The sequence below is a fragment of the Pseudomonas sp. B21-009 genome (assembly GCF_024749345.1).
Classification (GTDB): domain Bacteria; phylum Pseudomonadota; class Gammaproteobacteria; order Pseudomonadales; family Pseudomonadaceae; genus Aquipseudomonas.
Window position 1 is genome coordinate 4,999,504 of the sequence record NZ_CP087199.1, and the last position, 14,677, is coordinate 5,014,180.

Annotated in this window: 17 protein-coding genes and 1 tRNA gene; 6 read left to right on the forward strand and 12 right to left on the reverse strand. The window is 59.8% G+C overall.

Going from position 1 to position 14,677, the window contains the following annotated elements; translation table 11 throughout:
• Positions 1–26: 26 nt before the first annotated feature.
• The 10 genes from LOY34_RS23020 to LOY34_RS23065 all read right to left on the reverse strand — a co-directional run bounded on the left by LOY34_RS23020 (position 27) and on the right by LOY34_RS23065 (position 9,212).
• Positions 27–905, reverse strand: a complete 879-nt coding sequence (locus LOY34_RS23020; protein WP_258664051.1) for a hypothetical protein — start codon at positions 903–905, stop codon at positions 27–29.
• A gap of 88 nt (positions 906–993) precedes the next feature.
• On the reverse strand, positions 994–3,894 hold the full coding sequence (locus LOY34_RS23025) for a DUF927 domain-containing protein (protein ID WP_258664052.1): 2,901 nt from the start codon (positions 3,892–3,894) through the stop codon (positions 994–996).
• Complete coding sequence (locus LOY34_RS23030) at positions 3,891–4,175, reverse strand: DUF3077 domain-containing protein (RefSeq protein WP_100782495.1); 285 nt, start codon at positions 4,173–4,175, stop codon at positions 3,891–3,893. The genes LOY34_RS23025 and LOY34_RS23030 overlap by 4 nt, the downstream gene beginning before the upstream one ends.
• Positions 4,126–4,455: a hypothetical protein gene (locus LOY34_RS23035; protein ID WP_258664053.1), complete on the reverse strand. Its 330-nt coding sequence runs from the start codon at positions 4,453–4,455 to the stop codon at positions 4,126–4,128. Before LOY34_RS23035 ends, LOY34_RS23030 begins: the two co-directional genes overlap by 50 nt.
• Positions 4,456–5,003: 548 nt before the next feature.
• A complete protein-coding gene (locus tag LOY34_RS23040) occupies positions 5,004–5,597 on the reverse strand; it encodes a hypothetical protein (protein WP_100782493.1) in 594 nt (197 codons plus the stop codon).
• Complete coding sequence (locus LOY34_RS23045; protein ID WP_100782492.1) at positions 5,594–5,857, reverse strand: AlpA family transcriptional regulator; 264 nt, start codon at positions 5,855–5,857, stop codon at positions 5,594–5,596. Before LOY34_RS23045 ends, LOY34_RS23040 begins: the two co-directional genes overlap by 4 nt.
• Positions 5,858–5,928: 71 nt before the next feature.
• Positions 5,929–6,852: a hypothetical protein gene (locus tag LOY34_RS23050; protein WP_100782491.1), complete on the reverse strand. Its 924-nt coding sequence runs from the start codon at positions 6,850–6,852 to the stop codon at positions 5,929–5,931.
• Between the two features lie 325 nt (positions 6,853–7,177).
• Entirely contained in the window at positions 7,178–8,494 is a 1,317-nt protein-coding gene (locus tag LOY34_RS23055; protein ID WP_258664054.1) for a phage integrase central domain-containing protein, read from the reverse strand.
• 161 nt (positions 8,495–8,655) lie between these two features.
• Positions 8,656–8,731, reverse strand: a tRNA-Thr gene (locus LOY34_RS23060).
• A gap of 70 nt (positions 8,732–8,801) precedes the next feature.
• Positions 8,802–9,212, reverse strand: coding sequence for a pilin (locus tag LOY34_RS23065; protein WP_195885039.1), 411 nt, complete (start codon positions 9,210–9,212; stop codon positions 8,802–8,804).
• A 217-nt stretch (positions 9,213–9,429) separates the two neighbouring features.
• Here LOY34_RS23065 and LOY34_RS23070 point away from each other — a divergent pair, with 217 nt between their 5' ends.
• Genes LOY34_RS23070 through yacG form a run of 4 tightly spaced genes read left to right on the forward strand, consistent with a single transcriptional unit; the run spans position 9,430 to position 12,330 of the window.
• Entirely contained in the window at positions 9,430–10,638 is a 1,209-nt protein-coding gene (locus LOY34_RS23070; protein WP_258664055.1) for a type II secretion system F family protein, read from the forward strand.
• A gap of 2 nt (positions 10,639–10,640) precedes the next feature.
• Positions 10,641–11,510: an A24 family peptidase gene (locus tag LOY34_RS23075; RefSeq protein ID WP_195885041.1), complete on the forward strand. Its 870-nt coding sequence runs from the start codon at positions 10,641–10,643 to the stop codon at positions 11,508–11,510.
• The gene (coaE, locus tag LOY34_RS23080; RefSeq protein ID WP_045200827.1) at positions 11,510–12,133 is read left to right on the forward strand and encodes a dephospho-CoA kinase; all 624 of its coding nucleotides are present in this window, start codon (positions 11,510–11,512) and stop codon (positions 12,131–12,133) included. The genes LOY34_RS23075 and coaE overlap by 1 nt, the downstream gene beginning before the upstream one ends.
• A complete protein-coding gene (yacG, locus tag LOY34_RS23085) occupies positions 12,130–12,330 on the forward strand; it encodes a DNA gyrase inhibitor YacG (protein WP_195885042.1) in 201 nt (66 codons plus the stop codon). Before coaE ends, yacG begins: the two co-directional genes overlap by 4 nt.
• A 4-nt stretch (positions 12,331–12,334) precedes the next feature.
• Here yacG and LOY34_RS23090 read toward each other — a convergent pair whose 3' ends face one another.
• A complete protein-coding gene (locus LOY34_RS23090; RefSeq protein ID WP_195885043.1) occupies positions 12,335–13,024 on the reverse strand; it encodes an energy-coupling factor ABC transporter permease in 690 nt (229 codons plus the stop codon).
• 45 nt (positions 13,025–13,069) lie between these two features.
• Positions 13,070–13,531, reverse strand: a complete 462-nt coding sequence (locus LOY34_RS23095) for a hypothetical protein (RefSeq protein WP_195885044.1) — start codon at positions 13,529–13,531, stop codon at positions 13,070–13,072.
• A 122-nt stretch (positions 13,532–13,653) separates the two neighbouring features.
• Here LOY34_RS23095 and LOY34_RS23100 point away from each other — a divergent pair, with 122 nt between their 5' ends.
• Both LOY34_RS23100 and LOY34_RS23105 read left to right on the forward strand, forming a co-directional pair.
• Positions 13,654–14,283, forward strand: a complete 630-nt coding sequence (locus LOY34_RS23100; protein WP_010220617.1) for a DUF1780 domain-containing protein — start codon at positions 13,654–13,656, stop codon at positions 14,281–14,283.
• Between the two features lie 168 nt (positions 14,284–14,451).
• Positions 14,452–14,625 (forward strand): DUF3094 family protein, encoded by a 174-nt coding sequence (locus tag LOY34_RS23105; protein ID WP_045200819.1) that lies wholly within the window; start codon positions 14,452–14,454, stop codon positions 14,623–14,625.
• Positions 14,626–14,677 lie beyond the last annotated feature (52 nt).

Here is a 14,677-nt window from a genome sequence, read left to right on the forward strand (position 1 = left end):
GATAACGTGATGCGTTCGACGTTTAGTCAAGCTGCTTCGTTGATCTGATCGGAATTAAGGAGCTGGATATCGATAATCTGAGTTGGGTCATACTTGTAACTCATGTCAGCTAAGTTCCGTTCGTCCCAGTGGGTGTAGCTTTCCACTTGACTGCTCACGTGGAAACGATGAAATGCCATCTGCTCGCGTCCCATGTAGCGCTTCGCTGCATACAGCTTTGCCCCAACGTCCAGGAGCTGCTTCACAGACGCATCCCACTGTTCTTCCAGTCGCTCAAGAGCCAATAGGACTGCTGATTTCTCAGCCTTGAGAAATTCTTGAGCAGCTTCTTCAATGTGGTTATCGATGATATCGACTTCATGCTCCAAGGCAGTGACGATCAACCCTTGCCGACGCTGATGCTCCAAAGCTGCACCCAAAGTCTTCGCCGCTTTCTGTGCATCATCGGCAGCTTTTTTCTCCCCCTCTACGTCGCTCCAGGCAACTGCTTGAGCGTAGGCACGTGCGGCCTCCTCCTCGGCCTGACGGGCGCCCGTGATCACTTTCTCTGTTTGTCTCCTCGTTTCCGCTAGTCGGGCACTGAGCACCTTGCGCTTGCCCTCTAAGTCGGCCTTGTCGAGCGACCAGTTCTCCATGGTGGCTTTGTACCCTGACATCAGCTCGGCGCCGTTGGTTTTGCGATCGATCCATGCGATGTCCTGATCGATGAGCGAGATCTTGTGTTCGATACGCCCCACCTTCGATTCCGCCTCTCGCAGGTTAATCTCAAGATCATTACCGGCTGGAGTTGCAGCGAAGCTGGTGTCATTCAGATGCTCTTCCCATTGAGCGATTTTCCCTTCTAACTCGCAGATTTCTGCTTCGTGTTTGCTACGGTCGGCATTCAGATTTTCAAGGCTTTTCATTTTTCTGTCGTCCACAAAATTGAAGTTTGAATTGAGCGGCTGGCGAGGCCGGACGCGCCGACACTTGCCTCTTCTGCGTAGGCTGCCGTCAGGCGGCCACGGCCTCAGCCAGCGAGGCGTCGGTGTTTGGCTCACTCAGCACTACATAGCATCGCTGCATGCCCATACCGGGCAGGCGCACAGTGCTGGACGCTTTCCCATCCTTGCCAACCTGCAGAACGCCTCGCTCCACCAGCTCCCGATTGACGGCGGTAATGTTCATTCCACGGAACACCTCCGAGCGCCATGCCTCAGGGAGTACGTAGTAGGTGATCGTCGTGTGCATGGTGTCGCCCATGCCGTGCTCCATGGTCTTGCGGAAACCCAAACGGTCGATCGTTCGGGGGCCGTGTTCATCAATCTTCGCAGCAGTGGATTCCCACCGGGTGAACCGGCTTTCGCCGAAACGTTCAATGACTTGTCGCAGCCGCGCCATGATGGCTTCGCCCTCCATGTTTCCGGCACCGCCGCGCTCAGCTAGCCACGCATGCAGACAAACGCGTGCCGCCATGATCGCAGCGCCATCGGACCAGCCTGTTACGCCTAGAGCGGTGGCCAGCTCGCCCGCTGCACCAGCCAAACCGAAACGCAATGCCGCACGCTGCACCTGCCCGCTCGCCGAAGCCGGCAGGTTCTGAGCAATGAATTGCTCCACGGTACGGCGCAAGATGCCCACCCAACCGGGAAGCTTGCCGGGGGCGCACAATGCCTCCAGAAAGGCGGTGAGAGGCGTACCGTAGAATTTGCTCACCCGTAGTTTCAACGCATCCGAAAGCGCCGCGGCATCCTCGAAGCCGCACAGCGTGTCGAACATGCCAAGCCCTTTGCTGGCATTCGCTGGCACTGCGAGCATGCGCACCTCCATGCCAGCCTTGAGTTCCTTATTGGCCTCCGCCATGTGCTGGGCAAGGGTCTTCTCTCCGGTAGATAAAAACAGCAGCCGCCACTCCTGTACGGAACGGCCTGCTTGGCCTCGATCATTGGCCCTGGCCTTGCCGGTGCCGTTGCCGAGCATGTAAACCGTCTCGCCGATGATGCGGGCATCACACATGCCGATTTCGTCCAGGATCAACAGGCCATCGGAATGCGCTGCTGCAATCGACTCCAGCGCGTTGTCGGTCGATCGCCAGGAGCGCACCAGACGAGGCCCGCCATACACCGAGGCGGCAACCTGTAGGTGAGTGGTCTTGCCGCCGGAGCTGTCGCCGTACAGGTGGAAGCCACCTGACTCATGGCCTAACAGGTGAAGCAAAGGGCCCGCAAAGGCCGTGCTGACCACGAATGCCAGGCGATGGTTACCGACACACAGCGCGCCAATCTGACTCTGCCACTGCTCCAGGGTGCCCGCCTCATTGATCGGGGGGAGTTGGGCGCCAGCGTCATAAAAGTGCAGATGTTCGCCGTGCTGGCCGATCTGGCGATCAGGCAACAGGAAGGCGTTGTTGTGCCAACCCAAGCGGGTTACTAGACGTGCCCGCTGTGAACTGTCGAATCCCTGCAGGTAGCTCTGCAGGTCGTTGCGGGCATGCCGTCCGGACCGTGAACCGGCCAGCCTCAGCCCCATATCGACTAAGGGCCCCAATACGTCTTTGCCAAAGTCACCGGTCATGGTACGTGCCGGAATGTTCCATCGCTTCTTTTCGCCGTCGGGGTCATCGAACTCAACGAGCAGGCCCCAGTTATGCCCCTTCTCATCACGGGTCCGAGCGAGGATTTCCAAGGGAGAACACACGGGACGTGCATCACCATCCTCGGTGGCATAAAACACGCCGTCCTCGGTGAGGCGAAAACCTGCCGGAAGCAGGTCACGGTTGGGGCGAGCCTTCCCCTTGGCCGGATTATTGGGCTTCGAATCGGCTGGTTGGGTACTTGAAGGAGCACGCTGGTCCACAACGCCGAATAGTTCGCCGCTCTGAGCTAGCAATGCCAAGTGCTCGGCAGTCCACCCCCTGTCCAGTGCATCGGCCGCGTCATCACCATCGCCCCAACGTCCGCCTTTGGCGAAGCTGGGAGTGCTACCTTTAAGTACTGGCTTGCGCTTGAAAACAGTGAGGTCGATGGTCCGCACCATGCAACCGATCTCAGCCAGCTTTGCCGCCACGGCCTGCATGCATTTCGAACCACTATCATCGTTGTCCGGCCACAGCAGCACCCCACGCCCCTGCAGCGGCGAGAAGTCCGCCTTGTGCCAAGAGTTGGAACCATTCGGCCAGCAGGAAGCGATATGCCCGGGCAGAAGTGCCACCGCAGCATCGGCGGCCTTTTCGCCCTCGCACAGCACTACCGGTGCCTCAGGTCGTCTATTCAACTCATCCAGGCGCAGCAAGGGGCGAGGCTCAGAGAGCCCCTGCCAGCGCCATTGAGCCGCCCCGTGCTCGCCACGCGTGCACCAGGTCAGCGGTGCGAAGACCTTCTTACTGGGCTCTCCTTCGGCACCGGCCACATCGAAGCGGTAGAGCACCATCAAGGGCTCCCCGTGCCCGTTGCGGTAGCACCATACCTTGGACGGAGCACCATGTTGTCGATGCTTACTAGGGCACTTCGTCATCGCCTCAGTGGGAATTGGCAGCACGGCCTGCCATTCAGCAGCCGCTGGCTTTTTCGCGGCGCTAGACAGGATGGCTGCGCTGGGATCAATGCGCAGAAAGTCTGCGAGCTTCTGGCAAGCATCGACGTCGGTGCCGCCTTCGAGGTACCGCACCAGGTCAATCAGGTCGCCGCCCTTGTCGCCGGTGGCGAAGTCCGCCCACGTGCCTTTACTCAGGCTAACTTTCAGTGAGCCTGCATGCTTGTCATTGCGGGTAGGATTGGGGGCGGTGTATTCCTTTCCGCCATCAACACGTTTTCCGTTGGGCAGCCAATGAGTCAAAACTGAGTCGATGTTTTGCAGTGTGGCAATTTTGACCTGAGCAAAGGTAGGACGCCGAACATAGGTTTTAGTAGTGCTCATACGTCACCTGCCTGGGCACGCTGGAGCCCGTCGGCCACATCATCAATGACGGCTTTGACCTGTTCACCCAAGTAGTGAGCAGCCCATACCAGCGCCCCATTGTTGTCATCCATGCCGCCCATCAAAGTCAGCTTGTTGATGCAATCCATGAGTAGCGATGCCTGCTCCAAAGCTTCCTCGCAAGAGACTCCGGCGTTCACTCGGAACAGTGGTTGATTCTCCGAGTTGCATTTAGCGAAGGTCGCCGCACCGACGGTGTCGATCAAAAGGGATGCGTTCATTGGCCCCCCCTTCTACAGTCACGCGGGTAGTGTCGTCGGCGTGCAGCGCCAGCGTGCGGATCAGCTCCAGAGTCCCACGAACATCCCACAAGGCGCCGAGGATGATTCGGTTGGCCAGCCGTTGGCCTTGTTCTGCCTCGAACTGGTCCTCGAGCAAAAGCAGAACAGCATTGGCACGTTCGACGGCGCAGGTAATGGCGTCGATGGGGATGCCAGCCGGAGCTTCCCGGTTAACGCTGAGTAGGTCTTCGGGGAGGGCGAAATAGAGTGCGGTGCTCATTTGGCACCCCCAGTACTTTCCAGTGCCCGAGCTTTTGCAATGTGGTCGTTGTAACGAGCGAGGCGGGTACGAAGGCTGGAGTCGGCGTGTAAAGCGGCGAGAGCCATTGCTCGGTGAGCAGCGGCGCGAATTTTGGACGTATTGAGGGCGTGCATGGGCATTGCTCCTACTTTGACTGGAGCCGCCACCGTCCTTCCTACGGGATTGGGTGGCAGCTGTGTGCAGGGTAGGAATACCGGGATAGTAGGCACCCGGCCAGGCCGAAGCCTGCCCACACACAGCCGCCATAACACGAAACTGTGGACGTAAAAAAACGCCAACAGTTGTGGTCTGGGCGCTGATGCGCCTACTAATTTCCGGGTTCCTACGCCCGGTCGCTGAATTTGCAGCGACTGGGACAGAGTAAATGGGAGCAAGAGAAAGCGCAACAGTTAGGCACTCTTGCGCCAATGCCTCTGCGCGATTAGATTGATCGTGCATGAAGTATTACCTCAACGCCCTCGGTAGCCGCCGGGGGCGTTTTCATTTGAGCAGGGAGAACCAACGCTTCAGTTGCTGGATGCAGGCGGATGCGCCTCGCCTTTCAGCCAGGCGAAGATCCTTGCGTCCTCCAGACACCGGCGACGGTGCTCCTCCATGAGCCATTCTTCGCGTTTTGCCACGCACTCAGCCGCGAAGGTTTCGAGATCGATCTGTTCCCGCCCGAACGCATGACTCTGCTCACTGGTAACACGCTCTTGCTCCAAATCACGCTCCACCCAGTCACCCCAAACTTCAGGGTCGTTGGAGTAGAGATACGTCTCGTCGGTAAACCAGTACGTCACCCATTCAGCCAACTGGCGCGCATTAAGGTCTGCACGGCGTTGTTCATCCATCGAGAACGGGCCGCTGCCGTAGATAGCGGAGAACTCTCGGCGGAGCCCATGCTTTCGCATGAAGGCGGGCATTTCCCACGGGTTCGCCCGGAGGGGGATGGTCAATCCATCAGGATTGAAGAAGAACGCCTGTTGGGTTTGGCCGTTCCAGCTCACCCCTGCAATGATGCGGTGGCGCCAGTTGATATCACCTGGTTTGTAGAGGCAGAACGCTGCCCCGTAAGGATCATGGAATGGGCCAACGAAGTGGTGGCGGCGCACGCTCATGCAGCCACCCGATCACGCGCCTTGATGCGGCTACGTGTCCATGCTTGAACTTCAGAGAGCACCCAGGCTACAGGGGCACCACGTGCATTGCTGCTGCTCAATTTCACCGGAAGCGGGAAGCCACTTCCAGATTGCTGCATTAGCTTGTATATGGTGGGCCGGGCCAACCCAACGATGGCCATTACTTCACTGATGCGGATCAGTGTGGTTTCTGGATCGCGTCCAGATCGAAGCAATGAGGATGTAGTGGAGGTCGTCATATTCGTGCCTGTATCGGTAGAGACAGGCACAGACTAAAAACGAAGAAAAAACCAAACACGCTTTGGTATTTCTATCTCGTCTTTTTCTCCGAGAGATAACCTGCTGCTCGCAGGTGTTTCATTATGGTAACGGAGCTTCCAAGCCCCCCTTTCGCAACCAACCTAGAGACAAGGTCGCTCTGAATGATCTTCGGCTCCAACTTGAGAAAACGGTCAGCCTCCGCGCAAATTCGCCTCCTCCGCGCTCTCGCTTCGATTTGCTTTGCCGAATCAGGCCTCCTGTTCGCCAGGCCTGCTGCTCGCCCCTTCTCCGCGGACTTGTTCTTAAAGATCGTTTTGAGTGCTTGAGGGAAAAAGCTGCCCGGTTCGAACCTTTCGGAAGCAAGGCCGATCTCTGCCTGCTCGTAGAGAGCCGCAATCATCAAGGTTTTATCCGCTGCTCCCAACAGCTGGGCAAAACTTTCCCTGGCAGTTATCTCGCTATCGCTCTGAGCTCGGCGCTTTCTTTCGACTAACAACCGATACTGCGCTGGGTCGCGCTGACGTAATTGCTCAATCAGATCGGCGTCAAGATCGTATACAGCGCCCTCCAGCTCAAACAGCCAATCGCCGAGTACCTGGACCGCTTCTATAGCCTGGACAAACGCATAACTAGCAACGATACGTGAATTAGTTATGTCTTCATCCAAGCCCATGACTCTGCTGAGAACGCGAGGCAATGATGATTCTTCGGCGCAACTGAAGTGATCGAAAATGACATCCCGCAAACGGAACATTTCCTGTATCAGCCCGGCTGCCATATCTGCATAGGCTCCATCCTCCTCGAGCCAGTAACAGGCGGCATGCCCAGCTAATTCGAAAGCGTCTCGGTAGTGCTCCTGAAACTGGTGATATAGAGCAGCGCCCCTTACGGCATCCTCGATCTCATCAAGATCCTCAAGCAAGCTAAAAAACTCAGTTCCAGCAATCTCGGCGAAAAATGGTTCCTGGCTCATTCCTGGCCTCTTCATTTCCCACGCCCCTGTAGCGAAGGACTGAACCTGCGCAGTTGTCGTCTCTCAAGCGGCCAACAGGCCAAAGGGACCTGCTGCGATTGATACACCTCAAGACTCCGATACACCATTGCATCCGAACAGCGGGGCCATGGTGTTGCTACGCCACAGCTCACGGTTTTCAGGTATTTGGAGCTATGCGAAACACCGGCAACACCAGAAACACCCGTTTTCTGGACAATGTGCTTAGCATTACAAAGGCACGCAGCTCCAATGAGTCCGCAAGGCTGAATCGGCAACCGCTGGTTTGACGATGAGACTATCCCTCTCATGTCCGCCCCCGCAGCTTCAACGCGTTCTCCACCGCATCTTGCCTGTGCGCGTAGTCATACGGAGTGATTGCTTCCTTGCGGTTGGCATCAAGGTAATCAGCCCACCACTGCACCATGAGCCTTCGCTCCTGGATGTGTTCGGCTTTGTGGATGTACGCAGCGCGTACCGTATTCCGCTCTTGGTGGCTCATTTGCCGCTCGACGGCATCTTTATTCCACAGTCCTGACTCAATCAATGCGGAACAAGCCATTGCCCTAAAACCGTGGCCACATACCTCTGTCTTAGTGTCGTAGCCCATTCGCCTAAGCGCCTTGTTGACTGTGTTCTCGCTCATGGGTTTCCAGTGATGGTGATCACCGGCAAACACCAGTTCGAAACGCCCAGTCAGAGTGCGGATATTTTCCAAAACTTCTACAGATTGGCGGCTAAGCGGCACCAGATGGGGGGTGCTCATCTTCGAACCGCGATGAGAATTCTTTACGCCTTCGATGGCCGCTCGTTCACCAGGGATTTCCCACATTAGCCTGCCCATGTCGATCTCCCCCCAGCGCGCAAAACGGAGCTCGCTGGAGCGGATAAACACCAGCAAAGTCAGTTGCACCGCTAGCTTAGTCAAGCCACGCCCGCTGTCGGCCTCAATGCGCTGAAGGAGTTCGGGTAACCGCTCGAACGGCAGCGCCGGTCGATGGGCTGTTTTCCGGGTAGCCGTGGCTCCCTGCAGATCAACCGCCGGATTGAAATCTATGTGGCCATGCTGAACCCCCATACGGAGAATGCCAGTCATGTATTGGCGCAGCCGCCCAGCCGTATCCAAGGTGTCCCGTTTTTCTGCCGCCTTGAGTGGTACAAGCAGGTCCCGAGTTCTTAGCTCTGCGACGGGGCGATCCCCAAGAGCAGGTAACAGGTGGGCTTCGATGCGGCGCCAAACAGTGGCAGCGTGACCGGGTGACCATTTACGAGCACATGCCGAGTGCCATTCCTGCGCAAGCAAACGGAACGTATTCGACCGAGCATTGGCCGCTTCCTGCTTGTCCAGACGAGCTTGCTCAATGGGGTCCTTCCCTGCAGCGAGAAGCTCCAGCGCCTGAGCGCGTCTCTCCCTGGCAGCCTTCAGGCCCAGTGCCGGGTAATTGCCGAACGTGGCCAAACCATCACGTCCGTCAGGTTTGGTGTACTTCAACCGCCAGGTCTTCACCCCTGTCGGCTTCACCAACAAGTAGAGGCCCTTGCCGTCAAAGAGCTTGTAGTCCTTCTCCCGGGGCTTGGCCGCATCGCATTTGGGATCAGACAGGGGCACCACAGTGCGCGCCATAGGGATACGTTTCCTTGTCGAACCGAGATATCCCTAACCATATCCCTAAATCGCGTAGATGCACAGAGACAAAACGAGACAAGCAGAAACAACAAAGCCCGCACTAGGCGGGCTTTGTGTGGCGTTTCGTAGACAGTCATAGACTTCTGTAAACTGGTCTCTGGTGCCGGAGACAGGAATCGAACCTGCGACCTTCGCGTTACGAGTGCGCTGCTCTACCGACTGAGCTACACCGGCGTGGCGATAACGCTACCACTGCCAGATCGCTTACGCAAATCACTGTTTATTAACAGCAATTGCGTCTGTTTCAGAGGGCTTTGCAGCCTGCCGGGGCGAGGTCTTCGTTGAGGGTGCTGGTGCAGGCCCAGCCGGTGGCGGCGCGGGTCAGGGTGATGGTTTTGTCGGTGGCGATGGCCGGGGCATCGATCAGGGTGCAGACGATGCTGCCCACGCCCGTGGCCGCGGTGCCGCTGGCGGCAATGGCGCAGTGGGCGGTGCGCTCCTGGCCACCCAGGGCGGCGACGTTGGCGATGTCTTTGCCTTCGTTCAGGCGCAGGTCGAAGGCGGTCTTCAACGCAGAAATTTCTACCAGGGCCGCCGTGGCTTTAGTGCGGACCTGGCTATTGGTGTAAATCGGCAGGGCGATGGTCGCCAGAATGCCGATGATCGCCACCACGATCATCAGTTCGATCAAGGTAATACCGCGTTGCCCTTTCATGGACACTCTCCCTCACAAAATCAGTTCATGCCGGCCGCAGTGGTGCGGCGCCAGCAGGCGCGCCAGTAGGCCCGAACAGACACCTTTTGTCACCCTGTGACGGTCATTCGGTCGCTCTGGCTCGACTACTCTAGTGGGCGGCGGGCAACCCTGCTCGCCACTCGGGGCCTGGAGCTGTTACCAGGCTTGTGCAAGGCAGCGCAACAAGGATGTGGCGATGACCGAAAGCAACCGGATGTACAGCTGGCAAGGCACCAACGCCCAAGGTGCCTTGATCAGCGGCCAGAGTGCGGCGCGCAGCCCGGCGTTGATCAGGGCGCAGTTGCGCCAGCGCGGGATTCGCCCGGGGCGTATCGCCAGTGTGCGCCCGCCGTTGTGGCAATGGCGGCGGCCACCGGATGGCAAGGCGCTGAGCCAGTTCAGCCGCCAGCTGGCCACCTTGGTCAAGGCCGGGGTGGCGCTGTTGCAGGCGTTGGATGTAGTCGCCCAGAGCAGCACCAACCCGGCGCTGGCCAGCCTGCTGGGGGCGATCAAGGCCGATATCGCCGCTGGTAGCAGCCTGGCCACTGCGCTGCGCCGCCACCCGCAGTACTTCGATCGGCTGTACTGCAACCTGGTGGACGCCGGTGAGCAGTCCGGCAGCCTGGAGACGGTGCTGGCCCAGGTGGCGGCGCTGCAGGAGCAACGCCAGGCCCTGCGCATGCGGCTGAAAAAAGCCATGACCTATCCTGTGCTGGTGTTGCTGGTGGGCTTTGGAGTGTCGGCGTTGTTATTGCTGGAGGTGGTGCCGCGCTTTCAGTCGTTGTTCGGCGGTTTTGGTGCCGAGCTGCCGGCGTTTACTCAACAGGTGATCAATTTGTCGCAGTGGTTGGGCGCGCACCTTGGGTGGCTGTTGATAACCTTTGGCGGCGCTTGTAGTGCGCTGGTTTGGACTTATCGGCACAAGCCTGGGGTGCGTTTGTGGCTGGTGCGCGTGGCGCTGCGCTTGCCGGTGCTGGGCAGCCTGCTCCGGCACGCCGCCCTCGCCCGCTTTGCCCGCACCCTGTCGACCTCGTTTGCCGCCGGGGTGCCGCTGGTGGAGGCGCTGGGGCCGGTTGCCGGGGCCTGCGGCAATTCGTTGTATGAGCAGGCGGTGCACAAGGTGCGCGACGACCTTGCCAGTGGCCTGGCCTTGAACGTGGCACTGCGCGCCAGCGGGTTGTTCCCACCGTTGGTGGTGCAGATGTGCGCCATTGGCGAGACAGCCGGCACGCTGGACGATATGCTCGCCAGGATCGCCAGCCACTATGAACAGGCCATCGACCACCTGCTCGACACCCTCACGGCCATGCTCGAGCCGTTGATCGTGCTGATCCTGGGGTTGCTGGTGGGCAGCCTGGTGATCGCCATGTACCTGCCAATCTTCCAGCTGGGCAATGTGATCTGACCATGAACCTGTTGAACACCCTGGCCAGCCAGCCACTGATGTACCTGAGCTTCGCCCTGTTGCTCGGGCTGATTGTCGGCAGTTTTCTCAATGTGCTGGTGCATCGCCTGCCGATCATGCTCGAACGCCAATGGCAGGCCGAGGCCCGTGAGGTGCTGGCGTTGCCCAGCGAGGCACAAGCGCCGCGCTTCGACCTGTTTTTACCGCCCTCGCAATGCCCGCATTGCGCCCACCGCATTCGCCCGTGGGAAAACATACCGGTGGTGAGTTACCTGGCCTTGCGCGGGCGCTGTTCCGCTTGCCAGGCGCGCATCAGCCCGCGCTACCCGCTGGTGGAGCTTGCCTGCGGGGCGCTGACGCTGTTTGCCGCCTGGCATCTGGGTTTTACCGCTGCGGCCCTGGCGCTGATGGTGCTGAGTTGGGGCCTGCTGGCCATGAGCTTGATCGATATCGAGCACCATCTGTTGCCCGATGCCCTGGTGCTGCCGTTGTTGTGGCTGGGGCTGATCGCCAATGCCTTTGAGCTGTTCGTGCCGCTGGAGGATGCCCTGTGGGGCACGGTGGCCGGTTACCTGAGCCTGTGGTCGGTGTTCTGGGTGTTCAAGCTGGTCACCGGCAAAGAGGGCATGGGCTATGGCGATTTCAAGTTGCTGGCCATGCTCGGCGCCTGGGGCGGCTGGCAGATTTTGCCGCTGACCTTGCTGTTGTCGTCGCTGCTGGGGGCGGTGATCGGCCTGGTTATGCTGCGCCTGCAGCGCAAGCAGGCGAGCACGCCGATCCCCTTTGGTCCCTATCTGGCCATTGCGGGCTGGATCGCGCTGCTCTGGGGTGGTCAAATAACCACTTCCTATCTGAAATATTCCGGATTCTGATGACCACCGCTGCTTTCACCCCCTGGATTCTCGGCCTTACCGGCGGCATCGGCAGTGGCAAGAGCGCCGCCGCGCAGCGCTTTGTCGAGCTGGGTGTGCACCTGGTCGACGCCGACCAGGCCGCGCGCTGGGTGGTCGAGCCGGGCCGCCCGGCGCTGGCGAGTATCGTCGAGCGTTTCGGCCCGGGGGTGCTGCTCGAAGACGGCCAGCTCAACCGCGCGGCCCTGCGCGAGCTGATCTTCGCCGACCCGCAGCAACGGCTGTGGCTCGAAGCGCTGCTGCATCCCTTGATCGGCCAGGAGATCTTCAGCTACCTGGCCAAGGCCGAGTCGCCCTATGCGGTGTTTGTTTCGCCGTTGATGGTCGAGTCTGGCCAGTACAAACGCACCGACCGCCTGCTGGTGATCGATGCGCCGCAGGCACTGCAGGTGCAACGCACCCTGCTGCGCGACCAGACCAGCACTGAGCAGGTGCAGGCCATCCTCAAGGCCCAGGCCAGCCGTGAACAACGCCTTAGCCACGCCCACGACGTGATCGTCAACGACCGCGACCTGGCCTGGCTGCATTCGGAGGTCGACCGCCTGCACCACTTTTACCTGACTTTGCGAGGAGGCCAAGCATGAGCCAACCAACGACCGTAGATTGCCCGACCTGTGGCGCCCCTGTGGAATGGAGCGCGGCCAGCGCGTTTAGGCCGTTCTGTTCCGACCGCTGCAAGCTGATCGACCTGGGTGCCTGGGCAGCGGAAGAGCACAAGATTCCGGTCGCTCCGGATGCCGAAGACGAGCTGTTCTCCGGCGAGCTCGACCCGCGTCACTGAGGCCTCAGCGCTCGGGGTCGTCATCCTTCCACGGGGCCTGCAGGTAGCGGGTCCGGTTGAAGGTCTCCAGCCACTCCGGGCAGAACACCACCAGGGCGCTGACCACCATGCCGTTGATGAAGGCTTCGGGGAAGATGATCAGCCACAGGTAGCCGATAAAGTCCTCGATCCACTCCGGCATGACGAACCGCCCGTCCATCCACAGCAACCCCAGCCCACCGAGCAGGCACAAGAGTGCCGACAGCGCTGCAGCAAAAAAGCCTGAACAGAAGATATAGACGAACAGGTTGCGCGGCTGGGCTCGCTCCACCAGGATCGCGCACACCTCGGTGACCAGCAACGGCAGGCCGATCAGCAGCAGGCCATTGACCCCCATCGCCGCCAGGTCCTGACGCCCCAGCGCCAGCAGGCCGAGCTGCGCCAGCAAGCCACCGACAATCGCCAGCGGCCAGTCCAGCAGCAGGGTGACGGCGGTCATGCCGATAAAGTGATACGACACCCCGGTGTCGAAGTCGCGGCGTACCAGCCACAGGGCAAACAAGGCGAACACCGTGCCAAACAGCAAGTGCTGGCGCCGGCTGTCGGCGAACAGTTCCAGCCAGCGGGTACGCGCCACCGCCCAGATCAGCACGGGTACGTAGGCGACCCAGGCGATGGTCAGGGTCTGGCTGGAAAGTACGGCAGCACTGATCACGGCAAATAACCCTTGTGCGAGTGAGGCAATAGACGTGGGGGCAGTCTACACCTCGGGGCTGGCTTGATCAGCCTGCGCTGGCGCTTTGGGTGCCTCGAACAGGCGGAACACCGCACCTTCAACCAGCCAGTCTGCTGGCTGGCAACTCGGGTTGCGCTGCAGCTCGACCACGCTGACGGTGGTCGCCGACACCTGCACATCGGCCCAGGCGCCGTAGCAGGCGAACTCGTTCAGGGTCAGGCGCAAGCGGTAGTCGCCGGGCATGACGCTGAGCACCTTGGGGCTGAACTCGGCGTAGCTGCGCACGATTTCATCTTCTGCGCCGCGATGGTCGATGAGTTTGACGCTGTAGGGCGCTGAGTCGCCCTCCTTGAGCACTATATAGCGGCCATCCGGGGTGTCGTAGGGCACGGTAGGCGTCCAGAACAAAAAGCCCACGCCGTACACCACCAGGGCACAAACCACTGTGCCGGACCCGAATATGCCGCCCATCTTCACTACGCTCATGTTTCTTCCCTGATATTCACTGAGCCCACAACGGGAGCGCAGTCTAGGCGCTGGCCCGGCGTTGCAGCAATGGCCTTGCAGACATTTCCTGCAAAGCTCAATTGAACGCTAAGCTTGTGCCCATGGACGACTCAGACTACTTGCGCCTGCTCACCATTCAGGCCGAACAAGCCAATGCGTTTCTATCCAATGCCCGTAAATGGGAACGTGAGCGTTGGGTCTGCCAGCGCCTGCTGCAAGGCCTGAATATTCCTTACCGCAGCGAAGATTTTGCCGCCGCCGGGCAAGAGCCGCCTGACGTGCTGTTTCGCGATGCCGCCTTCGAGGTGTTTTTTGTCCTCGATGAGGGCCGGCGCCTGAACGACGAGTGGCGCGAAGAGCTGCAGCGCCGGCGCAGTGCCTTTTCGTTGAGCCAGCTGGTGCGCCGCGAAGCCCGGCCACGGCGGATCAGCGCCCAGGAGCTGCTGCAGCGCCTGGCGCCTACCCTGCGGAAAAAATCGCACAACTATCAGGAACGCGGCCTCGACCTGAGCGAGCTGGACATCATTGCCTTCGCCAGCCTCAAGCGCGAAGTGCTCGACCTAAATAGCCACTTCCCGCCACCCACCGAATACCTGCGCCAGGGCTGGCGCTCGTTGTCGCTGGTGGGCCCGACCTTCGCCCGGGTGTTGTTTGCCCACCCCGATGCGCCGGATTTCTTGCGTGGCAATCTGGGGCGCAGCATCGTTTTTGATGTCGGAATCAGCCTCTGAGCTGGCCCCCTGCCAAAGCCCGATGGCATAAATTCTGCGCCGGTGATACAAAGCGCAATCATTCGTTATAAAGACAGCCAAGTGACTGAAAGATAGGCGACCTTCGAGCTACTACAGTGAACACTGTAGCTTTCCCACAGTCACAAGCGTCTATCTGACGAGGCCCTCATGACCAGCCGCCTGAATCCCGATGACCAGCGTCGTGTCGATGAATACCTGCAAGCCCCTCAGCACCAAGTCGAGCGCAAGCCTTTCCGGCCCTGGCTGCTCCTTGTGCTGGTGGTGGCCGTAACGGTTGCGCTCGGCTTGTTGAGCCGCCTCTTGAGTCAACTGGTGCTATGAGCTGCCTTGCGCTCGCCCACAACGCCCGCCCCGTGCGGCCTACCACTCAAGA